Source organism: Serratia sp. JKS000199 (assembly GCF_900215455.1).
GTDB classification, from domain to species: Bacteria; Pseudomonadota; Gammaproteobacteria; order Enterobacterales; family Enterobacteriaceae; genus Serratia; species Serratia ureilytica.
Window position 1 is genome coordinate 4,843,132 of the sequence record NZ_LT907843.1, and the last position, 23,750, is coordinate 4,866,881.

Annotated in this window: 24 protein-coding genes; 16 read left to right on the plus strand and 8 right to left on the minus strand. The window is 59.1% G+C overall.

Annotated elements, in window-relative coordinates:
- Positions 1–70: 70 nt before the first annotated feature.
- The 7 genes from rpsO to yedF all read left to right on the plus strand — a co-directional run bounded on the left by rpsO (position 71) and on the right by yedF (position 7,432).
- Positions 71–340: a 30S ribosomal protein S15 gene (gene rpsO, locus CPH57_RS22920; protein WP_004933502.1), complete on the plus strand. Its 270-nt coding sequence runs from the start codon at positions 71–73 to the stop codon at positions 338–340.
- A 256-nt stretch (positions 341–596) separates the two neighbouring features.
- Positions 597–2,714: a polyribonucleotide nucleotidyltransferase gene (gene pnp / locus CPH57_RS22925; protein WP_016929321.1), complete on the plus strand. Its 2,118-nt coding sequence runs from the start codon at positions 597–599 to the stop codon at positions 2,712–2,714.
- Between the two features lie 128 nt (positions 2,715–2,842).
- A complete protein-coding gene (gene nlpI, locus CPH57_RS22930; protein WP_004933495.1) occupies positions 2,843–3,727 on the plus strand; it encodes a lipoprotein NlpI in 885 nt (294 codons plus the stop codon).
- Between the two features lie 122 nt (positions 3,728–3,849).
- On the plus strand, positions 3,850–3,924 hold the full coding sequence (yrbN, locus tag CPH57_RS24870) for a protein YrbN (RefSeq protein WP_223182019.1): 75 nt from the start codon (positions 3,850–3,852) through the stop codon (positions 3,922–3,924).
- Positions 3,914–5,836: a DEAD/DEAH family ATP-dependent RNA helicase gene (locus tag CPH57_RS22935; protein WP_033641661.1), complete on the plus strand. Its 1,923-nt coding sequence runs from the start codon at positions 3,914–3,916 to the stop codon at positions 5,834–5,836. The genes yrbN and CPH57_RS22935 overlap by 11 nt, the downstream gene beginning before the upstream one ends.
- A 145-nt stretch (positions 5,837–5,981) precedes the next feature.
- A complete protein-coding gene (gene yedE, locus CPH57_RS22940) occupies positions 5,982–7,196 on the plus strand; it encodes a selenium metabolism membrane protein YedE/FdhT (protein WP_016929320.1) in 1,215 nt (404 codons plus the stop codon).
- Positions 7,193–7,432, plus strand: coding sequence for a sulfurtransferase-like selenium metabolism protein YedF (gene yedF, locus CPH57_RS22945; protein WP_033641662.1), 240 nt, complete (start codon positions 7,193–7,195; stop codon positions 7,430–7,432). Before yedE ends, yedF begins: the two co-directional genes overlap by 4 nt.
- A 37-nt stretch (positions 7,433–7,469) precedes the next feature.
- Here the strand turns inward: yedF and CPH57_RS22950 are convergent, their stop codons facing one another.
- Positions 7,470–8,483, minus strand: a complete 1,014-nt coding sequence (locus CPH57_RS22950) for an LLM class flavin-dependent oxidoreductase (protein ID WP_033633542.1) — start codon at positions 8,481–8,483, stop codon at positions 7,470–7,472.
- A gap of 232 nt (positions 8,484–8,715) precedes the next feature.
- On the opposite strand from CPH57_RS22950, the gene CPH57_RS22955 reads away from it, so the two are divergent.
- The 5 genes from CPH57_RS22955 (at position 8,716) to CPH57_RS22975 (ending at position 13,873) form a co-directional block, all read left to right on the plus strand.
- Entirely contained in the window at positions 8,716–9,687 is a 972-nt protein-coding gene (locus CPH57_RS22955) for an HlyD family secretion protein (RefSeq protein ID WP_033638900.1), read from the plus strand.
- A complete protein-coding gene (locus tag CPH57_RS22960; protein WP_028127576.1) occupies positions 9,669–10,823 on the plus strand; it encodes an ABC transporter permease in 1,155 nt (384 codons plus the stop codon). The genes CPH57_RS22955 and CPH57_RS22960 overlap by 19 nt, the downstream gene beginning before the upstream one ends.
- A complete protein-coding gene (locus CPH57_RS22965) occupies positions 10,820–11,959 on the plus strand; it encodes an ABC transporter permease (protein WP_016929316.1) in 1,140 nt (379 codons plus the stop codon). Before CPH57_RS22960 ends, CPH57_RS22965 begins: the two co-directional genes overlap by 4 nt.
- Positions 11,960–12,528: 569 nt before the next feature.
- Complete coding sequence (locus CPH57_RS22970) at positions 12,529–13,317, plus strand: alpha/beta hydrolase (protein WP_047572968.1); 789 nt, start codon at positions 12,529–12,531, stop codon at positions 13,315–13,317.
- A 13-nt stretch (positions 13,318–13,330) separates the two neighbouring features.
- Positions 13,331–13,873 (plus strand): chorismate mutase, encoded by a 543-nt coding sequence (locus CPH57_RS22975; RefSeq protein ID WP_033641664.1) that lies wholly within the window; start codon positions 13,331–13,333, stop codon positions 13,871–13,873.
- Between the two features lie 128 nt (positions 13,874–14,001).
- On the opposite strand, the gene CPH57_RS22980 is transcribed toward CPH57_RS22975, so the two are convergent.
- Together CPH57_RS22980 and CPH57_RS22985 are read right to left on the minus strand one after the other, a co-directional pair.
- Positions 14,002–14,880, minus strand: a complete 879-nt coding sequence (locus CPH57_RS22980; protein ID WP_033641665.1) for a U32 family peptidase — start codon at positions 14,878–14,880, stop codon at positions 14,002–14,004.
- Positions 14,881–14,891: 11 nt separating this feature from the next.
- Positions 14,892–15,887, minus strand: a complete 996-nt coding sequence (locus CPH57_RS22985) for a peptidase U32 family protein (RefSeq protein WP_033641666.1) — start codon at positions 15,885–15,887, stop codon at positions 14,892–14,894.
- Positions 15,888–16,139: 252 nt separating this feature from the next.
- Between CPH57_RS22985 and CPH57_RS22990 the strand changes: the two genes are divergently transcribed.
- A complete protein-coding gene (locus CPH57_RS22990; RefSeq protein WP_169539846.1) occupies positions 16,140–16,667 on the plus strand; it encodes an SCP2 domain-containing protein in 528 nt (175 codons plus the stop codon).
- Entirely contained in the window at positions 16,661–17,164 is a 504-nt protein-coding gene (locus tag CPH57_RS22995; protein WP_021504238.1) for a GNAT family N-acetyltransferase, read from the plus strand. The genes CPH57_RS22990 and CPH57_RS22995 overlap by 7 nt, the downstream gene beginning before the upstream one ends.
- On the opposite strand, the gene CPH57_RS23000 is transcribed toward CPH57_RS22995, so the two are convergent.
- From CPH57_RS23000 to speFL, 4 genes are all read right to left on the minus strand, one after another.
- Positions 17,151–17,456, minus strand: coding sequence for a GIY-YIG nuclease family protein (locus CPH57_RS23000; RefSeq protein WP_139120340.1), 306 nt, complete (start codon positions 17,454–17,456; stop codon positions 17,151–17,153). The genes CPH57_RS22995 and CPH57_RS23000 overlap by 14 nt on opposite strands.
- A gap of 86 nt (positions 17,457–17,542) precedes the next feature.
- On the minus strand, positions 17,543–18,859 hold the full coding sequence (gene potE / locus CPH57_RS23005) for a putrescine-ornithine antiporter (protein WP_096242864.1): 1,317 nt from the start codon (positions 18,857–18,859) through the stop codon (positions 17,543–17,545).
- 62 nt (positions 18,860–18,921) lie between these two features.
- Positions 18,922–21,084, minus strand: coding sequence for an ornithine decarboxylase SpeF (gene speF, locus CPH57_RS23010; protein WP_033651471.1), 2,163 nt, complete (start codon positions 21,082–21,084; stop codon positions 18,922–18,924).
- A 275-nt stretch (positions 21,085–21,359) separates the two neighbouring features.
- Positions 21,360–21,464 carry a leader peptide SpeFL gene (gene speFL / locus CPH57_RS23015; RefSeq protein WP_004933443.1) on the minus strand — a complete coding sequence of 35 codons (105 nt, stop codon included), beginning with the start codon at positions 21,462–21,464 and terminating at the stop codon, positions 21,360–21,362.
- A 433-nt stretch (positions 21,465–21,897) separates the two neighbouring features.
- On the opposite strand from speFL, the gene CPH57_RS23020 reads away from it, so the two are divergent.
- Positions 21,898–22,338: a YhbP family protein gene (locus CPH57_RS23020; protein ID WP_015376428.1), complete on the plus strand. Its 441-nt coding sequence runs from the start codon at positions 21,898–21,900 to the stop codon at positions 22,336–22,338.
- Positions 22,339–22,368: 30 nt separating this feature from the next.
- Positions 22,369–23,001 (plus strand): NAD(P)H-binding protein, encoded by a 633-nt coding sequence (locus CPH57_RS23025; RefSeq protein WP_033641670.1) that lies wholly within the window; start codon positions 22,369–22,371, stop codon positions 22,999–23,001.
- Here CPH57_RS23025 and phnP read toward each other — a convergent pair.
- Positions 22,958–23,740: a phosphonate metabolism protein PhnP gene (gene phnP, locus CPH57_RS23030; RefSeq protein WP_089195396.1), complete on the minus strand. Its 783-nt coding sequence runs from the start codon at positions 23,738–23,740 to the stop codon at positions 22,958–22,960. The genes CPH57_RS23025 and phnP overlap by 44 nt on opposite strands.
- Positions 23,741–23,750: the final 10 nt, after the last annotated feature.

The window sequence follows — 23,750 nt, forward strand, 5'->3', positions numbered from 1 at the left end:
AGCTTATGCATTGGGTTGCTGAATTAGAGATCGGCGCCTGTTTTTATTATCTATAATCTGGAGTATTACAATGTCTCTAAGTGTTGAAGCTAAAGCTCAAATCGTAGCTGATTTCGGTCGTGGTACTAACGACAGCGGTTCTACCGAAGTTCAGGTTGCCCTGCTGACTGCGCAGATCAACCATCTGCAAGGCCACTTCTCCGAGCACAAAAAAGATCACCACAGCCGTCGTGGTCTGCTGCGTATGGTTTCTCAGCGTCGTAAGCTGCTGGACTACCTGAAGCGTAAAGATGTAGCACGTTACACCAGCCTGATCGAGCGTCTGGGTCTGCGTCGCTAATCTAGCAAGTTTCAGTGGAAAGGGGCCTATTTTGGCCCCTTTCTTCTAGGAAGCATAAGCAAATCAGGTTAATGTATTACTGATGTTTCCAAACAGGTTCTTCCGTTACAGAGGTTCGCGCGGCTAATGAGAGGCTTTATCTCCCGCCTGAGATAAGGATTGTCATTAGTCGCGAGGATGTAGTGAGAAGGCAAATCGAGTCACAGGCGTGTCGAGTCGTCAATGCGATTGCGCGCCGTTAATCAAGGATATAATTTTGCTGACACCGATCATTCGCAAATTCCAGTATGGCCAGCATACCGTCACCATCGAAACCGGTATGATGGCGCGTCAGGCCACCGCCGCCGTTATGGTGAGCATGGATGACACCGCCGTATTCGTTACCGTCGTTGGCCAGAAAAAAGCCAAGCCGGGCCAGAGCTTCTTCCCGCTGACGGTGAACTACCAAGAGCGTACCTACGCCGCCGGCCGTATCCCGGGCAGCTTCTTCCGCCGCGAAGGCCGTCCGAGCGAAGGCGAGACCCTGACTTCCCGTCTGATCGACCGCCCGATCCGTCCACTGTTCCCGGACAGCTTCCTGAACGAAGTTCAGGTGATCGCGACCGTGGTTTCCGTTAACCCGCAGGTGAACCCGGACATCGTTGCGATGATCGGCGCCTCTGCCGCCCTGAGCCTGTCCGGTATTCCGTTCAACGGCCCAATCGGCGCCGCGCGCGTAGGTTACATCAACGATCAGTACGTACTGAACCCAACGACCGACGAACTGAAAGAAAGCCGTCTGGATCTGGTGGTTGCCGGTACCGCCGGCGCGGTGCTGATGGTGGAATCCGAAGCTGACGTGCTGAGCGAAGATCAGATGCTGGGCGCCGTGGTGTTCGGCCATGACCAGCAGCAAGTGGTTATCGAAAACATCAACGCGCTGGTTGCCGAAGCCGGCAAGCCGAAGTGGGATTGGCAGGCGCCTGCGGTCAACGAAGCGCTGCACGCGCGCGTGGCTGAACTGGCTGAAGCTCGCCTGGGCGACGCTTACCACATTACCGAAAAACAAGAGCGTTACGCTCAGGTTGACGCGATCAAAGACAGCGTGGTTGAAACCCTGCTGGCGCAGGACGAAACGCTGGACGCCGGCGAAATCCAGGACATCCTGGGCACCGTCGAGAAGAACGTGGTGCGCAGCCGCGTATTGCGTGGCGAGCCGCGTATCGACGGCCGTGAAAAAGACATGATCCGTGGCCTGGATGTGCGCACCGGCGTACTGCCGCGCACCCACGGTTCCGCGCTGTTCACCCGTGGCGAAACTCAGGCGCTGGTTACCGCGACCCTGGGCACCGCGCGCGACGCACAGAACCTGGACGAGCTGATGGGCGAGAAGACCGACAGCTTCCTGTTCCACTACAACTTCCCTCCGTACTCCGTAGGCGAAACCGGCATGGTCGGTTCTCCTAAGCGTCGTGAAATCGGTCACGGTCGCCTGGCGAAACGCGGCGTATTGGCTATGATGCCTAAACCGGAAGATTTCCCGTACACGGTTCGCGTGGTGTCTGAAATCACCGAATCCAACGGTTCTTCTTCCATGGCTTCCGTGTGCGGCGCGTCTCTGGCGCTGATGGACGCCGGCGTGCCAATCAAGGCTGCCGTTGCGGGTATCGCGATGGGCCTGGTGAAAGAAGCCGACAACTATGTGGTTCTGTCCGACATTCTGGGTGACGAAGATCACCTGGGCGACATGGACTTCAAAGTGGCCGGTAGCCGCGACGGTATCACCGCGCTGCAGATGGACATCAAAATCGAAGGCATCACCCGCGAAATCATGCAGGTGGCTCTGAACCAGGCCAAGGGCGCGCGTCTGCACATCCTGGGCGTAATGGAACAGGCTATCAGCACTCCGCGCGGCGATATCTCCGAATTCGCACCGCGTATTCATACTATCCGCATCAACCCGGATAAAATCAAAGACGTGATCGGTAAGGGCGGTTCCGTTATCCGCGCGCTGACCGAAGAGACTGGCACTACCATCGAAATTGAAGATGATGGTACAGTTAAAATCGCTGCGACCGACGGTGAGAAAGCGAAATTCGCTATCCGTCGCATCGAAGAGATCACGGCAGAGATCGAAGTGGGCCGTATCTACCAGGGTAAAGTGACCCGTATCGTTGATTTCGGCGCATTCGTCGCTATCGGCGGTGGTAAAGAAGGCCTGGTGCACATTTCTCAGATCGCCGACAAGCGCGTTGAGAAAGTGACCGACTATCTGCAGATGGGTCAGGAAGTGCCGGTTAAGGTACTGGAAGTTGACCGTCAGGGCCGCGTGCGTCTGAGCATCAAAGAAGCGATGGCGCCGGAAGCAGGTTCACCTGCGCCTGAAGCAGAATAACTGTATAGATAGTTTTACAGCTCCCCGCCACGGGGTTGGGAGCTGTTCGTATCGCGCGGGTAGGATGCCCGCGTTTTAGCAAACGGAGGACAGGACGTTCATCCAATGTTTGTCTTCGGGAGTGGGAAATGAAGCCTTTCTTGCGCTGGTGTTACGTTGCGACAGCACTCATGCTGGCAGGATGCAGCAACCATGATTGGCGTAAAGACGAAGTTTTGGCAATCCCGTTGCAGCCTACGTTGCAGCAGGAAGTGATCCTGGCGCGCATGGAACAAATTCTTGCCAGCCGGGCACTGACGGATGACGAACGCGCACAGCTTTTATATGAGCGCGGTGTGCTGTATGATAGCCTCGGGTTACGTGCATTAGCGCGCAATGATTTCTCGCAGGCGCTGGCGATACGTCCCGACATGCCGGAAGTTTTCAACTACCTGGGCATTTACTTAACGCAGGCAGGCAATTTTGATGCTGCCTATGAAGCGTTTGATTCTGTACTAGAGCTTGATCCAACTTACAATTACGCGCGTTTAAACCGGGGCATCGCACTGTATTATGGCGGCCGCTTCCCGTTGGCGCAGGATGATCTGCAGGCGTTTTATCAAGACGACCCAAACGATCCCTTCCGTTCGTTATGGCTGTATCTGGTGGAGCGAGAAATCGATCCCAAGAAGGCCGAGGTAGCGCTTCAGCAGCGCTATGACAAAGCGGACAGAGGGCAATGGGGATGGAATATTGTCGAATTCTACCTGGGCAAGATCAGCGAAAAAACGCTGATGGAACGCCTCAAGGCAGATGCAACGGATAACACTTCGCTCGCTGAGCATCTCAGTGAAACTGACTTCTATTTGGGTAAACACTACCTGAGTCTGGGGGACAAGGACACCGCTTCGGCGCTGTTCAAACTGACGGTGTCTAACAACGTTCACAACTTCGTTGAGCACCGCTATGCATTGTTGGAATTGGCGCTTTTGGGCCAAGAGCAAGACGACCTATCGGAATCGGACCAGCAATAGCTGACGAACACCTATCAGCCTGATGAACATTGGTTTTTAACCAAAGTTATCGCCTTAACGGGCGAGGGCTTTTTTGTTCGTTTTATAATCTAATTTGAGCCGGTTCACACTTTTCAATGAAAATGACTGAAAATTTTCTCGACGAGTTATGTAGACTGGCTGCCATTATTAATGAGGCACGTGTACATGACGACTGAGTTTGAAACCTCTTTTGCTGATCTGGGGCTGTCTGCTCCAATCATTTCCGCCCTGAACGATCTGGGCTATGAAAAACCATCTCCGATCCAGGCTGAGTGTATTCCTCACCTGTTGAACGGCCGCGACGTGCTGGGCATGGCACAGACCGGTAGTGGTAAAACTGCAGCGTTCTCGCTGCCGCTGCTGCACAACCTGCAGGCAGACCTGAAAGCACCTCAGATCCTGGTGCTGGCACCGACCCGCGAACTGGCGGTTCAGGTTGCTGAAGCGATGACCGATTTCTCCAAACACATGAACGGCGTTAACGTGGTAGCCCTGTACGGCGGCCAGCGTTACGACGTGCAGCTGCGCGCTCTGCGCCAGGGCCCGCAAATCGTTGTGGGTACCCCAGGCCGCCTGCTGGACCACCTGAAGCGCGGCACCCTGAACCTCTCCAACCTGAGCGGTCTGGTGCTGGATGAAGCCGACGAAATGCTGCGCATGGGCTTTATCGAAGACGTAGAAACCATCATGGCTGAGATCCCGGCTGAACATCAGACCGCGCTGTTCTCCGCCACCATGCCGGAAGCGATCCGTCGCATTACCCGCCGCTTCATGAAAGAGCCGCAGGAAGTGCGCATCCAGTCCAGCGTCACCACCCGTCCGGACATCAGCCAGAGCTACTGGTCGGTCTACGGCATGCGTAAAAACGAAGCGCTGGTGCGTTTCCTGGAAGCCGAAGACTTTGACGCGGCGATCATCTTCGTTCGTACCAAGAACGCGACCCTGGAAGTGGCCGAAGCGCTGGAGCGCAGCGGTTACAGCAGCGCCGCGCTGAACGGCGACATGAACCAGGCGCTGCGTGAGCAGACCCTGGAGCGCCTGAAAGACGGTCGTCTGGATATCCTGATTGCCACCGACGTTGCGGCCCGTGGCCTGGACGTTGAGCGCATCAGCCTGGTTGTCAACTATGACATCCCGATGGACTCCGAGTCTTACGTTCACCGTATCGGCCGTACCGGTCGTGCGGGCCGCGCCGGCCGCGCGCTGCTGTTCGTGGAAAACCGCGAACGCCGCCTGCTGCGCAACATCGAACGCACCATGAAGCTGACCATCCCGGAAGTGGAGCTGCCGAACGCAGAACTGCTGGGCGAGCGTCGTCTGGCCAAGTTCGCCGCGAAAGTTCAGCAGCAGCTGGAAAGCAGCGATCTGGATCTGTACCGCGCGCTGCTGACCAAACTGCAGCCGGAAGAAGAGCTGGATATGGAAACCCTGGCCGCAGCGCTGCTGAAAATGGCTCAGGGCGAACGTCCGCTGATCCTGCCACCGGATCCGGTCTTCAAGCCGCGTCAGCGTCGTGAGTTCAACGACCGTGACGATCGCCGCGGCGACCGTCGTGACAGCCGCGACAGCCGTGACGGCGATCGTCCGCGTCGCGAACGTCGTGACGTTGGCGAAATGCAGCTGTACCGCATCGAAGTGGGCCGTGACGATGGCGTAGAAGTCCGTCATATCGTTGGCGCTATCGCTAACGAAGGCGACATCAGCAGCCGTTACATCGGCAACATCAAGCTGTTCGCTTCCCACTCCACCATCGAGCTGCCAAAAGGCATGCCGGGCGAGATCCTGAATCACTTCACTCGCACTCGCATCCTGAACAAGCCGATGAACATGCAGCTGCTGGGCGATGCGCAGCCGTTCGAACGTCGCGAGCGTCGTGACGGCGGCAACGGCGGCGAGCGTCGCGGCAACGGTCGTCCGTTCAACGGCGAACGTCGCGAAGGCGGCCCACGTCGTTCCTTCGGCGAACGTCGTGAAGGCGGTAACGGCGGCGAGCGTCGTGGCGGTAACTACAACCGTGACGGCAAGCCGGCGCCACGCCGTGATGACGGCGCACCGGCGGCACCACGTCGTCGTTTCGGCGACGCGTAATCGCCGATTCTCCGTTCGCGGTGAGCGCTCTGAAAAACCAGCCTGCGGGCTGGTTTTTTTATGCCTGAAAATTGCCGTCAAACGCCCCTGAATGGCGTATCATTCATAAGGTTTTTTCTTACGGATGATATGCACGGGAGATGCCATGAGTTGGCAGCAGTTCAAATCTCAATACCTGGTGCGCTTTTGGGCGCCGCTGCCGGCGGTGATCGCCGCCGGGATCCTCTCTACCTACTACTTCGGCATGACCGGCACCTTCTGGGCGGTGACCGGCGAATTCACGCGCTGGGGTGGCCATGTGCTGCAGTGGTTCGGTCTGCACCCTGAGCAGTGGGGCTATTTCAAGGTGATCGGTTTGCAGGGCACGCCGCTGGAGCGCATCGACGGGCGCATGATCATCGGCATGTTCGCCGGCTGTATCGCCGCCGCGCTGTGGGCCAACAACATCAAGCTGCGTCAACCGCAGCATCGTATTCGCATCGTGCAGGCGCTGCTGGGCGGCATCATCGCCGGTTTCGGCGCGCGCCTGGCGATGGGGTGTAACCTGGCGGCATTCTTCACCGGCATTCCTCAGTTCTCGTTGCACGCCTGGTTTTTCGCGCTGGCGACCGCCGCCGGTTCTTACTTCGGCGCCAAATTCACGCTGCTGCCGATGTTCCGCATCCCGGTCAAATTGCAAAAGGTGAAGGCCGCCGCGCCGCTGACGCAGAAGCCTGAGCAGGCGCGCCGCCGCTTCCGGCTGGGCATGGCCGTCTTCGGCCTGGCGGTGGCCTGGTCGCTGTGGACGCTGTTCGATGCGCCGAAGCTCGGCATCGCCATGCTGTTCGGCATCGGCTTTGGCCTGCTGATCGAACGCGCGCAGATCTGCTTCACTTCGGCGTTCCGCGATCTGTGGATCACCGGCCGCACTCACATGGCGAAAGCCATCATCATCGGCATGGCGGTGAGCGCCATCGGCATCTTCAGCTACGTGCAGCTCGGCGTGGCGCCGAAGATCATGTGGGCCGGCCCGAATGCGGTGCTGGGCGGTTTGCTGTTCGGCTTCGGCATCGTGCTGGCCGGCGGCTGCGAGACCGGTTGGATGTACCGCGCCGTGGAAGGGCAGGTGCACTACTGGTGGGTGGGGTTGGGCAACATCATCGGCGCTACGCTGCTGGCCTATTACTGGGACGACCTGGCGCCGGCGCTGGCAACCGACTACGACAAGATCAACCTGCTCGATACCTTCGGCCCGATCGGCGGCCTGCTGGTGACTTACCTGCTGCTGGCGCTGGCCTTCGCCGCCATGCTGTGGTGGGAGAAACGCTTTTTCCGCGCCCGGCCTGAGGCGCAGGTGGTGAATTTGAGGAGCATGCCATGAAAGCAACAACGATAGTGCCGGACTACCGGCTGGACATGCTGGGCGAGCCTTGCCCGTACCCGGCGGTGGCGACGCTGGAGGCGATGCCGCAGCTGAAGCCGGGGGAGATCCTGGAGGTGATCAGCGATTGCCCGCAGTCGATCAACAACATCCCGCTCGATGCGCGCAACCACGGCTACAAGGTGCTGGATATCCAGCAGGACGGGCCGACCATTCGCTACCTGATCCAGCGTTAACGCCAAGGCGGTGGGGATCCCACCGCCTCTTCGCTTTTTAGCCCTTCACGATGTCGCCCTTCACGCCGGCGACGATCTCGAACGAACGCAGCCGCGCCTGATGATCGAAAATCTGGCCGTTGACCATGATCTCGTCGGCATCGGTTTCACGCAGCAGTGTTTGCAGCCCGTGGCGCACCGTTTTTTCATCGCCGACGATCGACATCCGCAGCGCCTGCTCGACGCCGTATTGCTCGCCGGCGGTCCACAACGCGTGAATGTTATCCACCGGCGGCGGCAGCGGGCCGGGCGAACCGCGGCGCAGATTGATGAACTGCTGCTGCATCGAGCTGAACAGGAAGCGCGCATCGCGGTCGCTGTCGGCGGCGATCACGTTGACGCACACCATGGCGTGTGGCTGCGCCAGCTGTTTGGACGGTTTGAAGTTCTCGCGGTACAGCTGCAGCGCCTGGAACAGCATATCCGGGGCGAAGTGTGAAGCGAAGGCGAACGGCAGGCCAAGCTGCGCCGCCAGCTGTGCGCTGTAGAGGCTGGAACCGAGCAGCCAGAGCGGCACATGCAGCCCCTGGCCCGGCACCGCCTGCACCGGTTGCCCGGGCTGCGCATCGCAGAAGTAGTTTTGCAGTTCCTGCACGTCGCGCGGGAAGGTATCCACGTCGCCGGACAGGTGGCGGCGCAGCGCCATCATGGTGCGCTGATCGGTGCCGGGCGCGCGGCCCAACCCCAAATCGATGCGCCCCGGGTAGAGCGACTCCAGCGTGCCGAATTGTTCGGCGATCACCAGCGGCGCATGGTTCGGCAGCATCACGCCGCCGGAGCCGAGGCGAATGCTCTGGGTGCCGGCGGCCAGATAGCCCAGCAGCACCGAGGTGGCGGCGCTGCCGATGCCGGTCATGTTGTGGTGCTCGGCCAGCCAGTAGCGCTGGTAGCCCCAGCGTTCGGCGTGCTGCGCCAAATCCAGCGAACAGTGGAAAGCGTCGCGCGCCTTGGCCCCTTGCGGGATTGGCGATAAATCCAGTACCGAAAGCGGTACGGCAGTGTGTTCAGTCATGACATCGTCCATCAGAGAGTGGATCGCTTAAAGGGCGATTGCAGGAGTCTGCATACTAAAAGGCCGAAAAAAAGATGCTTTTTAGTGTTAAAAGCATAATCCAATTTATAGTTATAAAAGAGGAGATATGTGCTTGTGATATCCTCATGAGTGCAATGGTGTTTTTTGGAGCAATTTGAGACATGGAAATAATTATCCCCGCCCGCCGCTTACCGTTCCGGGAGCTGACATAATGAAAAAAAAGACGCTGTTTACCCTGTTGCTGATGTTGGCGGCGATCGCATTGGCGATCCTGTTCCGCGCGCACAATCAGGATCTGTTGCTGCAGGGTGAAGTGGATGCCCCCGAAGTGATCGTCGCATCCAAAGCGAAAGGCCGGGTCGTTGAACGCCTGATCGAACGCGGCGACGACGTGAAAAGCGGCCAGCTGATCATTCAACTCGATAGCCCCGAACTGATGGCGCAACTGCGTTCCGCACAGGCGACGCGCGACGAGGCCAAGGCGCAGCTCGAGCTGTCGCTGCACGGCACCCGTGAAGAGAGCATCCGCAACCTGCGCGCCAACCTGGCGCAGGCCGAGGCGCAGTACCGCAATGCGCAAAACGACTACAACCGGAACCTGAGCGTGGCCGGCAAGGGCTATATCTCGAAGTCCGAGCTGGACGCTTCGCGCCGGTCGCGCGACACCGCCTTCCAACAGGTGCAGGCCGCCAAGGCCAATCTGGATGAAGGCATCAACGGCGACCGCGTCGAGCAGCGGCAGCAATATGCGGCGGCGCTGCGGGCGGCGGAAGAGAACCTGCTGCAGATCCAGGCGCAGAGCGACGATCTGCAGGTGAAAGCGCCGGTAGACGGCGAAGTGGGGCCGATCCCGGCCGAAGTGGGCGAATTGCTGAACGCCGGCAGCCCGCTGGTGACGTTGATCCGGGTGCCGGACGCCTACTTCGTGTTTAACCTGCGTGAAGACATCCTGGCCCACGTGCGCAAAGGCGACAAGGTCAAGCTGAGGGTGCCGGCGCTGAAGGACAAAATGATCGACACCGAGGTGCGCTACATCGCGCCGCTGGGGGATTACGCCACCAAACGCGCCACCCGCGCCACCGGCGACTTCGACCTGAAAACCTTCGAAGTGCGCCTGTATCCGTCACAGCCGGTGGACGGCCTGCGTCCGGGGATGAGCACCTTATGGCAATGGAAAGAGTAAGGGCCGGCTGGCGCTGCTTCAGTCACGCGTTCGACAAAGAGTGTCGCGTCGCCTTTCGCAGCCCGGTGGTGCACTGGCTGAGCTGGATCTTTCCGCTGATCCTGTTTGCGCTGATCAGCAGCAACTTCTCCGAAGGCACGCTGCTCGATCTGCCGGTCTCAGTGGTGGACAGCGATCACAGCCCGCTGTCCAAATCGCTGACGCGGCGGCTGGACGCCGGTTCGCACGCCCACGTCGAGGCTTACGGCGGCGGGTTGCCGGAGTCGCTGAGCCGCCTGCGCAGCGCGCAGGATTACGCGTTGCTGTATATCCCGCCGGATCTTGAGGCCAACGCGCTGTCGGGCAAACAGCCGAGCGTGGTGATGTACTACAATGCGTTGTTCTACGGCGCCGGGCTGTACTCCACCCAGGACTTTGGCGGCCTGATGAACGAAATCAACGCCAGCACCCGCAGCATCATCGCCACCGAGATGGGCAAGACGCTGCCGCCGTTGGCGGACGTGACGCTCTCCTACGGCAGCCTGTTCAACGCCAGCGGCAGCTATATCTATTACCAGCAGTTCGCCGCCACCATCCATCTGCTGCAGCTGTTCGCGGTGACCTGCATGATCTACGTGCTGGCGCGCAGCAAGTCGCTGCTGCAGGCCAAGCCGTTCAGCCTGGCGCTACTCGGCAAGCTGGCGCCGTACACGCTGTGTTTCACCACCCTGCTGATGGTCGAGATCGCGGCGCTGGTGGGCATCTTTGACGCCCGCGTCAGCGGCAACCCGCTGTTTATGCTGATGATTGGCCTGTTCTACGTGATGGCGGCGCAGAGTATCGGCCTGCTGCTGTACACCTTTACCGGCAGCACCATCACCGCCTACAGCCTGATCGGTATTTTGGTCAGTATCGCGATGACCTTCTCCGGCATGGCGGTGCCTGAGCTGTCGATGCCGCTGCCGGCGCGCATCATTTCCAACATCGAACCGCTGACCCACGCGCTGTACGCGATGTTCGACGTGTTCCTGCGGCAGGTGCACGCCAGCGCCATCTTCAGCGTGTGCGCGCTGCTGGCGGTCTATCCGCTGGTGGCCGCGCTGCTGGTGCGCAATCGCCTGCCGGCGCGGTTGGCAAAAGAGGGGAACGCCGGATGAAGCTCTATTGGCAAACCTTCGTTAAGGTGCTGCTCGGCATGCTGGAGCGGCCGGTGTGGCTGATGCTGATCCTGTCGCTGTGCATCATGAGCCTGGTGTACGCCAACCGCACGGTGTGGGATCTGCCGGTGGGGGTGGTCGATCAGGATCACAGCACCGCCAGCCGCCAGCTGATCCGCCAACTGGACGCCACCTCCAAGATCGCGATTGAAACCTACGACAGCCTGGAACAGGCGCAGCGCGATCTCAGCTGGCGCAAGCTGTTTGCGGTGATCATCATGCCGGTGGATCTGGAGAAGAAAATTCTCAGCGGGCAAAACATCGTGGTGCCGGTCTACGGCGACGCCACCAACCGCCTGGCCAACGGCCAGATCCAACAAGACGTGGTGGCGGCCTATCAGCAACTGCTGACGGAGTACAACAACGGGCTGCTGCTGCGCAGCGGCTTCAGCGAACGGCAGGCGCAGATACTGCTGACGCCGATACTGGGACAAACGCTGGACGTGTTCAACCCCGGCATCAGCTTTGCGGCGATCATCTTCCCCGGGCTGTTGGTGATGCTGTTGCAGCACTCGTTGCTGATCGCCTGTATCCGCGTCAATATCGCCATGAAAAGCATGCCCGGCGGCAAAGCGCCGCTGGCGGCGCACCTCGGCGGGCTGACGGCGCTGCTGCCGATCTGGCTGTTCCTGTCGATCGTGCTGTTCGTGCTGTGGCCGTGGGTATTGGGCTATAGGCAGACGGCGAACATCGCCGAACTGCTGCTGCTGACCTTCCCGTTCCTGCTGGCGGTATTGGGGCTGGGCAAGCTGGTGACCGAGTGCCTGCGCAGCGTCGAGATGATCTACCTGACGCTGGCGTTCATCACTACGCCGGTCTTCTACCTGTCCGGCACCATCTGGCCGCTGCAGTCGATGCCGGCCTGGGTGCGCGCCATCTCGTACAGCATTCCCTCCACCTGGGGCACCAAGGCGATCGCCGGCGTCAACCAGATGGGGCTGTCGCTGAATGAAGTGTGGGGCGACGTGGTGATGATGCTGATACTCGGCGTGGTCTACACCCTGCTGGGCTTCGGCGTGGCCTTCTTGCGCAACAGCGTGGCGCTGCGCGGGATGTTCAGGAAGCGGCGGGCGTAAGGGGGAGGCATTGATGCCTTTCCCGGTGACGTCAAAAGATAATTAATCCAATGGGTTATTGCGTTATTCCCGCGGCCGGCGGGGATAACGCAAAGCGACCACAACCCGGCAATCGGGTTTCGGCCGCGCATAAACTCTCCTCGCTAACGACACGCAGCAACCCCTTCTTGAAATTCGGTCTGGCCCGCCGACAATCACGCACGCCTTCAATCACGCCTGTTTGTGTTGCAGTGTTATGTTCTCTTTTTGATAAGGCTATTCCTAATTCTTTCAACCTTATCATCCCTAAAAAATAACCCTTCGACTATTTAGCCAAAAGTGATATTTGCCGGGATAGAACATTGCTTATCCAATTTTAATTGTTATATTTCTATTTCGCTCAAAATGATTAGATCTTATTAATTGTTGATGTGTGTGATGAACTCCTCGGGATTTACGATCTTAGCGTGCGGAAATCATTAATTGTAGGGTAATTAAATGGATTGCTCGCTCATAGTCATGAGATTGGTCTGTAAACGGGATGTTTCAGATAGGTGCCGTTATGTAATAAATATGAAGGAGCATGATGTATGACGGGTAAGTTAAGCGTTCAAACGGTTCTGTTTGAATATCATGGACAAAAATATAAGGTCTTCCTGGCATGCGATAAACGGCATGTTGGGTGCAACGAATTAAATCCGTTGTATTTTTTAGATGCCAACAGACACTTTGAGACCCTAATTAAGGCGGGTTATCACGGTGATGATGTATCCCCTGTGCTTTATATTGGAATCGGTTATCAGGAGGGGGTCGATATTAAGGCGGCTCGCACATTCGACTATACGGTGAGCGATGGCAGCGAGCGCTTTAAAGACGGGGGCGGAGCGGAGCAATTTTATCGATTTATTCAGGATGTCGTCAAACCGTGGGTCGAATGTCGTTTTAAGGTCAATAAGCAAATGCAAACGCTGGCGGGGCATTCGTTTGGCGGGCATTTCACCTTATACGTGGCGTTTCATCATCAAACGGCTTTTCAGCGCTATGTTGCCGCCAGTCCCGCGCTCTGGTGGGCGAATGGCGCAGTGCTGCCCGAAGGCGACGCTAAGCTTGCCGCAAGCATTGATTGGTTATCGCTGCTCTTAGGCAGCCGCGAGGAGCGGGCGGAGCCGGACAGTACCGATCTTGAGAAAGAGATCTTCCAGCGCATAGGGGATAACCCAAGGTTGAAGGTCAGGAATCTGGCGTCGCAGTTAGTGAAAGACGGCGAGCGCTGCAGCTTCGAGTTTCTTCCCGGGCGCAAACATCCGGCGGTGGCAAAAGATTATGCACGCATAGCGAATTTCGTTGCGAGCCAAAAACCACTGCCAACAGGGCTGTGACAGGAGAGGTTAAATGGATTTTAAAGTGACGAGAGGGTTGCTGCTTTTGGCTGGATTATTTTTCTCTATCACGGCGGTGGCAAAGCCTATTCAAACCGACGAGACCGCCTCATTGATTAACCAGCGATTGTCTTACATGAAAGACGTTGCCGGGTATAAGGCAAACAACCATCTGGCCATTGAGGATTTGCCTCAGGAGGCCAACGTATTGGCCAACTCAGTCCGCGAGGCGGAAGCATTGGGATTGGATGGCAAGTCGGTGGCTCCTTTTATACAGGCGCAAATGGATGCGGCCAAAGCGATTCAGTATCGCTACCGGGCAGACTGGCTGTCGGCGCCGGAAAACGGCTGGCAGCCTGAATCGCTGGACAGTGTGAGAGCGAAAATCAGCCGGCTGAATACCCAGATTTTGACCAGCGTCAGCAATAAATTGAAGAAAGGCGAGCGCTTTAATGACAGGTTTGTTTTTATGAAATCCCTGGAACAAACCCACCTGAAAGTTGGCGATAAAGAACGCCTGTGGCAGTCATTAAAGCGAATTGCGTTGAAAGGGTAATCGCCTGCCGTTGTTCTGGCTGAATGCGCCCGATGTGTGGTTTCGGGCGCATTCTCCTCGCGGGCGGCCAGCCGAATAATGGCGTTGAAAGGGCCCTCAGGCGAGGGAAAGCCCGGCGCCGGCCTCCATCATCCCACCAACGCCAACCCGGCCACGCGGCGCCAGTAGCCGTTGCAGTCGGCGTGGTCGGTCAAGGCCAGCGGCTGCTCGCCGCGCTCGTTGGCGCGGAAGGCATCGATCTGCGCCAGCGTCTCGGCGCCCTGCGGCGACAGCCGCACGATGTCCACCAGCCCTTGCATGTTCGGCAGCTCGTTACCGAGGTTATAGCAGTAACCGCTCATCGTCTGGATGCCGTTGAGTACGAACACCTGCTGTTGTTCCTGCGAACGCATCATGCGGCCCTGCGGGTACTTGATGCAGCAGGTTTCGCACTCGTCCTTGCCGCGGTTCTCCGAGCGGGCGGTGAAGCAGCGCGCGGAATAGGCCAGCGGCAGATGGCCGTAGCTCAGCACCTCCACCTCGAAGTCGTGGCGGAAGCCCAGCTCGTCGCACTGCGTCAGCAGATTGGCCAGCCAGTCGCGCGACAGCTCGACCGGCATGCACCAGCGGATCATGCCCTGGCGGCGCAGCAGGCGCAGGGTATAGGCGTTGTAGCAGTTCAGCGCATGGCCGGCGACGAACGGCAGGCCGCGCTCCGCCGCCATGTTCACCGCGCCCAGATCGTTGGCTTCAAACAGGAACTCGCCGTTTTCCACATAGCGTTTCAGCTCATTCAGTTCGGACGGCGCCTGCAGCAGCGCCAGCGTGGAGATCACCACCTGTTTACCGCTGCGGGCGATTTCGCGCGCCAGCGCCAGCCAGTCACCGACCTTCATCTCGCGGCGCTTGGCGCAGACGCTCTCGCCGAGATAAATGATGTCGGCGCTGCTGTCCGCCGCCTGTTGATAGAACGTTGCGATGTCGTTTTTCGGCCAGTAGTAGAGTACCGGCCCTAGTGCGTATTTCATGTTTCCTCCGGCTACTGCCATTTGCGGTGATAGGCGCCCAGCGTGGTTTGGGTGCCTTCGGACATCGCGCCCAGCGTCTCCATCCAGGCTGCGTCGGCGCGGTAGGCGGCCGGATCGGCCTGGCAACGGTCGATCGCCTGGCGCCAGACGCGCGCCACCTGGCTGACGTAAGCCGGGCTGCGCTGGCGGCCTTCGATCTTCACCGAAGCGATGTTGGCGGCCAGCAGCTCCGGCAGCAGCTCCAGGGTATTGAGGCTGGTGGGCTCTTCCAGCGCGTGGTAGCGCACGTCGTCCACCAGATAGCGGCCCTTGCACAGCGTCGGGTAACCGGCGTTTTCGTGGTCCTGATAGCGGTCGATCAGCACGTCGTTCAGGCGCGACTCCATGCCCTGTGCGGTTTGCTGCCAGCGCACGAAACGCGCCGGCGAACAGGCGCCGACGGTGTTCGGCGACTCGCCGGTCAGGTAGGAGGAGAGGTAGCAGCGCCCCTCGGCCATGATGCACAGGCTGCCGAAGGCGAACACTTCCAGCGGCACCGGGCTGGTGCGCGCCAGCTGTTTCACCTGGTGCATCGACAGCACCCGCGGCAGCACCACCCGGCCGACCTCGAAGTTGCGCTGGTAGAAACGGATCGCCTCCTCATTGGTGGCGGAAGCCTGCACCGAAACGTGGCGTTCCAGCTGCGGGTAGCGCTGGGCGGCGTATTCCAGCATCGCCAGATCCGCCAGAATCAACGCGTCGGCGCCCAGTTGGGCGGCCATATCCACCGCGCGCTGCCAGCGGGCGTAGCCGTCGGGATGGGCGAAGGTGTTGATGGCGATATGCAGTTTGCGGCCGTGGCGATGCACGTAATCGACCGCTTCCTGCAGCTTTTTCTCGGTGAAGTTGAGGCCGGCGAAGTGGCGCGCGTTGGTATCGTCTTTCAGCCCGATGTAAACGGCATCGGCGCCGTTATCCACCGCGGCCTTCAGGGCCGGCAGGTTGCCGGCGGGACAAAGCAGCTCCATAGATTTATCCTGGCTTAGCCGTACGCCCGGCCGGGCGCACGCTGTCTTTAAAGGTTGCCGACGACGGTGTTCCGCCGGCAAACGCGAATCGGGGAGGCCATTTTAGGCAAAGGGGCGCGCACGGGTTTTGATTTGAGGCAGCTTATGGCGTATTGATAAACATGGCGGTGAAATGCACTATTTGTTGATATAGACCGCTGAAGCCGCGCGTCAGTGTGGCAAAATAGCGGTAGTCCGTATTGAAAGGAGTGGATGACCGTGTTGGAACAACTACGAGCACGTCTTGTGCGCCAGGGGCCGTCGCTGCTGCGCATCCCGCTGAAATTCACGCCGTTCGCTCTGCAGCGCCAACTGCTGCAACAGGTGCTGAGCTGGCAGTTCCGCCAGGCGTTGGCGGATGGCGATCTGGAATTTCTCGAATCGCGCTGGTTAAAGATCGAAGTTCGCGATCTGGCGCTACAATGGTTTATGACGGTAGAAAACGACAAACTGGTGGTCAGCCAGCACGCCGAAGCGGACGTCAGCTTCAGCGGCGACGCCAACGATCTGATCCTGATCGCGGCGCGTAAGCAAGATCCGGATACGCTGTTCTTTCAGCGTCGGCTGCAGATTGAAGGGGATACCGAATTGGGCCTGTATGTGAAAAATTTGATGGACGCCATTGAGCTGGAAAGCATGCCTGCGCCGCTGCGCATGGGGCTGTTGCAGTTGGCTGATTTTGTCGAAGCAGGGCTGCAGGAGGGCACGGCGTCGGCTTCCCGTGTGGCGGCATCATGCTGATCCGCGTAGAGATACCGGTAGACGCGGCGGGTATCGATGCCTTGCTGCGCCGCGCCTTTGGCCGCGACGATGAAGCCGACCTGGTGCAGCAGCTGCGCGAAGACGGCCTGCTGACGCTGGGCGTGGTCGCCACTGACGACGAAGGCGGCGTAGTGGGTTATGCCGCGTTCAGCCCGGTGGATGTGGCCGGCGAAGATCGCCAATGGGTGGCGCTGGCGCCGCTGGCGGTAGATGAAAGCCTGCGCCGTCAGGGGCTGGCTGAAAAGCTGGTGTACGAGGGGTTGGATTCGCTGAACGAATTCAGCTACGCCGCGGTGGTGGTGCTGGGCGATCCGGCCTATTACGGCCGCTTCGGTTTCAAACCGGCCGCCGCCTATGGTCTGAATTGTCGCTGGCCGGACACGGAAAGCGCATTCCAGGTGTATCCGCTGGCGCAAGACGCTCTGAATGGCGTCAGCGGCGAAGTGGCTTTTTCTGCGCCGTTTAATCGCTTTTAACGACCGGCAATAGAGACTCCAACGACAGCGGCGGGTGATTCACCAGCCGCTCTTTTTGTATTTTGCTCAGCTGTTTGACGCGGTATTCCAGCTTCAGCGCCGTTGAGCGATCCCCCACCTGGCAGTGAAACGCCAGCGTCAGCTCCCCTTTACCACGCAGCGCCTTGGCGCCTTTGCCGGCTTGATGTTGCGCCAGGCGGCGCGCCACGTCGGTGGTGATGCCGGTATACAGCATGCCGCTCGGTAAACGCAGCATGTAGAGGTGCCAGGGAGTGGGGGTAGTGTCGGTCATCGTGCGCCGTTTCGGTGGCCAGGGTCGGCGTATGATGGCATGTTCGCCGTCACAATCCCATCCCCGGCCGCCGGAGCCTTACCGCTTTACCCCTTTTTTCCCGCCAGCTCGAAGCGCGGCGAGACGATGCCGTACAGCGTCCAGCCGAGGAAGGTGGCGATGGCGCCCCACATCATCGCTTCCTCACCGGAGCTGTAAAGCGCATAGAAGCTGTACAGCGCGCCGATGCCGGCGATGATATTGGCGATGCGCGCCTTGTTGTCTGGCACCTTCGCCACTTTCTGAATAATGACCAGCGCCGCCATCGACAGGATGTAAGGGATGATGTTGGTCACCACCGCCAGGTTCACCAGCACGTTGAACTGCTTGTTCAGCGACGGGCTGATGGTCATCAGAGACAAACCGCTCTGGATGACGACGATGGTCAGCATGCCTTTGACCGGCGCGTCGGCCTTGCTCAGCTTGGAGAAGATTTTCGGGAAGAAGCCGCTGTCGGCGGAGGATTTGAACACCTGGGCGATGGTGAACTGCCAACCGAGCAGCGAGCCGACGCAGGACATCACCATCAACGCCATGATGATCTTGCCGACCGTCGGATTGAACATGTGGGAGAACGCCAGCCCGAACGGGGCGGTGGAGTTGGCCAGATCCATGTTCGGCACGATGCCGGCGATCACGTTGGTCGAAACGATATAGATCACCGCCGCGCTGAGTGTGCCGCCCAGTACGGCGATCGGCACGTTGCGCTCCGGATTTTCCACCACGTCGGTGTTGGCGCAAGCGGATTCCAGCCCCAGGAACGCCCACAGGGTCATTGAGATCGAGGCGCCAATGGCTTCGAAGGTCGGCACCTGATGCGGATTCCAGGCGGCGACGTAGGCGCTGCCGCTGAACCAGTACCAGCCGATGACCGAGATGCCCACCACTGGAATGATCACGCCCCAGACGGTGATGCCGCTGATTTTGCCGGTGATGCGCGCGCCGCCGAAGTTAGCGACGGTCGCCAGCCACAGCACGCCGATGGTGGCGATACAGATCCCGAGCGGGCTGAGCGTGGTGTCGAACAGCTCGGTGCCGTAGCCGACGGCGGAAATGGCGATGGCGATATTGGCGATCAGCAGCGAAACGCCGTAGGTGTAGTTCGCCATGAAGTTGCCTGATTTACCGAAGGCGTATTCGGCGTAGCCGCCCATGCCGCCGGATTTACGGCTGTACATGCCGCATTTGGCGAACGCGTAGGCCAGCGCCATCGAGCCGACGGCGGTCACCAGCCAGGAAACGATCGAAATCGTGCCCACTTCGGCCAGCTTGGTCGGCAGCATAATTATGCCGGAACCCATCATATTCACGGCGGTCAGGATCGTTAATTGCACGACCCCCATTTTATTGTTGGACTTACTCATGATCATTTTCTCTTTTAGGATGCGATCCGGGCGGCGAGAATAATCGCCGCCCCGTAAGGTGATTAATTTTTCATGACGTAGCCGTAAGCGCGGTTCCAGCCGTCCTCATCCTGTTGGATATAAACGCCCTGCAATTCCGGCGCGAATCCCGGCAATAAGTTGATGCCTTCTTCCAATGCCAGGAAATAACGCTGCGCGGCGCCGCCCCAAATTTCACCGGGCACGACGCACAGCACGCCAGGCGGGTAAGGCAGGGCGCCTTCGGCGGCGATGCGCCCCTCGGCCTTGGCCAGCGAGACCAATTCCACGTTGCCGCGTACAAACTCGGTATTGGCGTCCTGCGGATTCATCACCACGCGCGGGAAATAACTTTTGCGGAACATCTCTTTTTGCAGTTCTTTAACGTCGTAGCTGACGTAAAGGTCGTGCATTTCCTGGCACAGCTGGCGAATGGTGTAGTTTTTGTAGCGCTGCTGGTGGTTTTTATAGACCGCAGGCAGCACCTCGCTGAGCAGGGAGTTTTGCTCGATGTGCTTCTCGAAGCGGGCGATCAGGGCCACCAGGTGTTGCATCTTGGCGATGTCTTCCGCCGGCGTCAGCAGGAACAGGATCGAGTTGAGATCGCATTTTTCCGGCACGATGCCGTTTTCGCGCAGGTAGTTGGCCAGAATGGTCGCCGGGATGCCGAACTCACTGTAGCTGCCGGTCGCGGTATCGATGCCCGGCGTGGTGAGCAGCAGTTTGCACGGATCGACGAAGTACTGCGATTCGGCATAGCCCTCAAAAGCGTGCCATTTTTCGCCGGGCACGAAGTTGAAGAAGCGCAGATCGTTGGCCATCGCCGCGGTGTCATAGGCTTGCCACGGCTTGCCGTCGATCTGATCCGGCACGAACGGTTTGATCATCGTGCAGGTATCCAGCAGCATTTTGCGCGCTTCGATGCCCACGCGCACACATTCTTGCCACAGGCGCTGGCCGCTCTTGCCCTCGTGCATCTTGGCGTTGACGTCCAGCGCGGCGAACAGCGGATAGAACGGGCTGGTGGAGGCGTGCAGCATAAAGGCGTTGTTGAAGCGCTTGTGGTTGCAGTAGCGGCTCTGCCCCTTGATATGCTTATCTTTTTTGTGGATCTGCGAGGTTTGCGAGAAGCCGGCCTGCTGCTTGTGCACCGACTGGGTGACGATGATGCCGGGATCGTTCTCGTTCAGCTCCAGCAGCAGCGGCGAGCAGTCTTTCATCATCGGAATGAACTGCTCATAGCCCACCCAGGCGGAGTCGAACAGGATGTAATCGCACAGGTGGCCAATCTTGTCGACCACCTGACGGGCGTTGTAGATAGTGCCGTCGTAGGTGCCGAGCTGGATGATCGCGAGGCGGAACGGGCGGGCTTCGTTGGCGCGTTCCGGCGCCACTTCGCGGATCTGCTGGCGTAGGTAGCGCTCGTCGAAGCAGTGCGCGTCGATGCCGCCGATAAAGCCGAACGGGTTGCGCGCGGTTTCCAGATAAACCGGCGTGGCGCCGGCCTGGATCAATGCGCCGTGGTGGTTGGATTTATGGTTGTTGCGGTCAAACAGCACCAGATCGCCGCGCGTCAGCAGGGCGTTGGTCGCCACCTTGTTCGAGGCCGAGGTGCCGTTGAGCACGAAGTAGGTCTTGTCGGCGTTGAACACCTTGGCGGCGTGCTGCTGCGCCGCGCAAGGCGCGCCTTCGTGGATCAACAGATCGCCCAGTTTGACGTCGGCGTTGCACATGTCGGAGCGGAAAAGCGTTTCGCCGTAGAAGTCGAAGAACTGGCGGCCCGCCGGATGTTTGCGGAAGAACTCGCCGCCCTGGTGGCCGGGGCAGGCGAAGGTGGCGTTGCCCATTTCTACGTATTGCGTCAGCGTGTTGAAGAACGGCGGCAGCAGCTCGCTTTCATACTTGGCGGCGGCGGCCTCCAGCTGTTTGCCGTAGAACTGGGTATTCTTGCCGCACAGCTCAAACACACCGTGCAGCGCCGGCAATACGGCGTTATCCAGCTCTTCTTCGCAGCAGACGGCGACGAACAGCGGAATGTTCAGGCCGTGCTCTTCGATGCGCGCCACCATGCCTTGCGCAACGTCTTCTACCGACAGCACGATGGCGGCGACGTCATTGAAATCGCTGTGATGCACATCGACGATGTCGCGTTCGGTTTCAAAGCAGCCGAGGGTGTGGGTGTTGGCGGCAATTTTTAATTTTTTCATTTTTCTCATTCTTCAGGCAAAGGCATTACGCCGGCAAATAATTCCATTTGCCGCTAACGCCTTCACGAAAATAAAGGTGTACGAGAACCCAGTGATGCCTTAAGGCATTAACTGTGTTCTTTGTTTTATTTTTCTTGGAGGCTCTTTGACGGTATTAAAAATGTATTGCGCGCCCTTCCCGGTTTGCGGGGGAAAGACATTATCACCGGAGTGCGGAGAATAAAGTGAAACGCAAAGACACTCTTAACAACGGCGTAAGAGCGAGGGGGTGAGGGTTATCTGTAGTTGAAGAATGCGAAACTAAAGCAGCTGCGATGAGCCATCATCATAATATGGGTTGTGCGCCTGATGTGCGCCATTTTTCGGTTATTGTTTTCCATTTTCTAATCCACCTTGCTGAGTGAAAAGATGGCGCTATTTTAACGCAAGATGGGCAGAAAATCGTGATTTCCATCACATAAATGCCGGTGTTTATAAATAACTATTCATTGATTATGCAGTGAGTTGCATAAACCGCGGCCAGGCAGACAAATGAGCATGTAAATAAATTGCTAATCGGCGCCGGGCAGACGCGCTAAATTTGCGTGCCGTCAGGATGGGAATAAAAGAATGGCGCAATTAATCGGTTGCCTAACGATCAAATAAATCCGGTTTGTTTTTTTTATGTTATAAACCCGCCTGATGCTGAAATGAGTAAAAATACAGATATTGTGATTTTATATTCGCATGGGATTTTTGGTGATTATCGTTATTTGTGACTCGCTTCAACAACGCAGGGTAAGATGAAGTGAGTGAACCGGGAGGTGAGTAACCTTGAATACCCCAGAACAACGGCAACAGATTGCGGATTTCATCGGCAAGCAACATGTCCTAACGCTGTGCGCCGGCGACGGTCTCGACATGTGGTGCGCCAACTGTTTTTACGTGTTCGACGCCGCGACGATGGCGCTGTGGCTGATGACCGAACCGCACACCCGCCACGGTGGGCTGATGCTGAACAACGGCCGGGTGGTCGGCACCATCGCGCCGAAACCGAAAAGCATCGCGCTGATCCGCGGCGTGCAGTATCGCGCCGAGGCGGTGCTGCTGAGCGGCGAAGAGGCCGAGGCGGCGCGCGCGCGTTACTGCAAGCGCTTCCCGATCGCCAGGGCGATGAAGGCCTCGGTATGGCGGCTGGATCTGCACGAGGTGAAGATGACCGACAACACCCTCGGCTTCGGCAAGAAGCTGCATTGGGCGCGGTCTATACTTTAAGTCGACGTATTGATTACAACGGGAGATTGCATGGCGCGAGCACTGTTAGTCGGCGCAACCGGGCTGGTGGGGCGCGAGTTGCTGCAGCTGTTGCAAAGCGATCCGCAGGTAACGGCCATCGTGGCGCCGACGCGCACGCCGCTGCCGCCGCACGGCAAGCTGACCAACCCGGTCGGCGATGCGCTGTTCGAACTGCTGAGCGGCCTGCAGCAGCCGGTCGATCTGGTGTTCTGCTGCCTGGGCACCACCCGCCAGGCGGCGGGCAGCGCCGATGCCTTCCGCTACGTCGATTACCAACTGGTGGTGGAGAGCGCGCTGACCGGCCGCCGGTTGGGGGCGCAGCACTGTCTGGTGGTGAGTGCGTTGGGCGCCAACGCGCATTCCACCTTCCTGTATAACCGCACCAAAGGCGAGATGGAGCAGGCGCTGCGCGAACAGCGCTGGCCGCGCCTGACGCTGGTGCGGCCTTCCATGCTGGTGGGGGATCGCCCTGCGCCGCGCCTGATGGAGCGCCTCTCGCTGCCGTTGTTCAGGCTGCTGCCCGGCAAATGGCGCGCCGTCTCCGCCAAAGACGTGGCGCAAACGCTGCTGCAGCAGGCGTTCACGCCGGGCGAAGGGGTCAGGGTGCTGGAGTCGGATCGGCTGCACTGCTACCGAGGCTGACGCTGAGGTGGTCGAACGCCAGCTCCAGCCCGGCGGGCAGTTCATTGTCCAGCAGCCACAGATCGAGATGATGGCTGATGTGCGTCAGCAGCGTGCGTTTGGGCTGCAGCAACCGCTGCGTCTCCTGCGCGCGGGTCAGATCGTTGTGGTTGCGCGGCGCCTGCGGCTGAGGCGGCAGGCTGCAATCGAGCACCAGCAGATCCAGCGCCACGTTCTGCAAATAGTCGGCGGTGGCCGGCGGCAGGCCGACGGTGTCGGTCAGGTAGGCCAGCGCAGCGCTCGCCGCCTGGATCAGATAGCCGTGGGTCAGTTTGGAGTGTTGCAGCGGCAGCGGGGTGATGCGCATGCCGCCCAGTTCGACGGTGGCGAAGGGCGCCAGCGGCGGCTGAAACGCCAGAATGCCCGGGTGTTTGAACAGGTCGTCGCAGCCCTGTTCATCCGGTGGGCCATACACCGGAATGGAATTTCCGCACCCCCAACGCAAAGGAAATAACCCCTGAACGTGATCCATGTGGTAATGTGTCAGTAAAAAACGTTGAATTTGCCCCGCCGAAAATCGCCGCTCCAAAGCCGGTAATCCCGCATCCAATAAGGTCGTTTCCCCCTGATAGTTGAGCATGGCGCTGCACGCGCGCCGCCGAAATGCCGGTTCGCGCCGCGCCCGTTGGCAGATAGGGCAGTCGCAGCCGAACACCGGCACCTGCTGCGCGCCGCCGGTGCCGAGAAAGGTCAGTTGCATCGCTCCCCCT

Excerpts from the sequence above, each read along its gene's own strand:
- speFL (WP_004933443.1), bottom strand. The coding sequence starts at position 21,464 with ATGGAAAACAATAACCGAAAAATGGCGCACATCAGGCGCACAACCCAT.
- yedF (WP_033641662.1), top strand. The coding sequence starts at position 7,193 with ATGAAAGCAACAACGATAGTGCCGGACTACCGGCTGGACATGCTGGGC.
- CPH57_RS22990 (WP_169539846.1), top strand. The coding sequence starts at position 16,140 with ATGACCGTGTTGGAACAACTACGAGCACGTCTTGTGCGCCAGGGGCCG.
- yedE (WP_016929320.1), top strand. The coding sequence starts at position 5,982 with ATGAGTTGGCAGCAGTTCAAATCTCAATACCTGGTGCGCTTTTGGGCG.
- speF (WP_033651471.1), bottom strand. The coding sequence starts at position 21,084 with ATGAAAAAATTAAAAATTGCCGCCAACACCCACACCCTCGGCTGCTTT.
- CPH57_RS22935 (WP_033641661.1), top strand. The coding sequence starts at position 3,914 with ATGACGACTGAGTTTGAAACCTCTTTTGCTGATCTGGGGCTGTCTGCT.
- CPH57_RS22955 (WP_033638900.1), top strand. The coding sequence starts at position 8,716 with ATGAAAAAAAAGACGCTGTTTACCCTGTTGCTGATGTTGGCGGCGATC.
- CPH57_RS22995 (WP_021504238.1), top strand. The coding sequence starts at position 16,661 with ATGCTGATCCGCGTAGAGATACCGGTAGACGCGGCGGGTATCGATGCC.
- nlpI (WP_004933495.1), top strand. The coding sequence starts at position 2,843 with ATGAAGCCTTTCTTGCGCTGGTGTTACGTTGCGACAGCACTCATGCTG.
- CPH57_RS22970 (WP_047572968.1), top strand. The coding sequence starts at position 12,529 with ATGACGGGTAAGTTAAGCGTTCAAACGGTTCTGTTTGAATATCATGGA.
- rpsO (WP_004933502.1), top strand. The coding sequence starts at position 71 with ATGTCTCTAAGTGTTGAAGCTAAAGCTCAAATCGTAGCTGATTTCGGT.
- CPH57_RS22950 (WP_033633542.1), bottom strand. The coding sequence starts at position 8,483 with ATGACTGAACACACTGCCGTACCGCTTTCGGTACTGGATTTATCGCCA.
- CPH57_RS23000 (WP_139120340.1), bottom strand. The coding sequence starts at position 17,456 with ATGACCGACACTACCCCCACTCCCTGGCACCTCTACATGCTGCGTTTA.
- CPH57_RS22960 (WP_028127576.1), top strand. The coding sequence starts at position 9,669 with ATGGCAATGGAAAGAGTAAGGGCCGGCTGGCGCTGCTTCAGTCACGCG.
- phnP (WP_089195396.1), bottom strand. The coding sequence starts at position 23,740 with ATGCAACTGACCTTTCTCGGCACCGGCGGCGCGCAGCAGGTGCCGGTG.
- CPH57_RS23025 (WP_033641670.1), top strand. The coding sequence starts at position 22,369 with ATGGCGCGAGCACTGTTAGTCGGCGCAACCGGGCTGGTGGGGCGCGAG.
- potE (WP_096242864.1), bottom strand. The coding sequence starts at position 18,859 with ATGAGTAAGTCCAACAATAAAATGGGGGTCGTGCAATTAACGATCCTG.
- CPH57_RS22985 (WP_033641666.1), bottom strand. The coding sequence starts at position 15,887 with ATGGAGCTGCTTTGTCCCGCCGGCAACCTGCCGGCCCTGAAGGCCGCG.
- CPH57_RS22965 (WP_016929316.1), top strand. The coding sequence starts at position 10,820 with ATGAAGCTCTATTGGCAAACCTTCGTTAAGGTGCTGCTCGGCATGCTG.
- CPH57_RS22975 (WP_033641664.1), top strand. The coding sequence starts at position 13,331 with ATGGATTTTAAAGTGACGAGAGGGTTGCTGCTTTTGGCTGGATTATTT.
- CPH57_RS22980 (WP_033641665.1), bottom strand. The coding sequence starts at position 14,880 with ATGAAATACGCACTAGGGCCGGTACTCTACTACTGGCCGAAAAACGAC.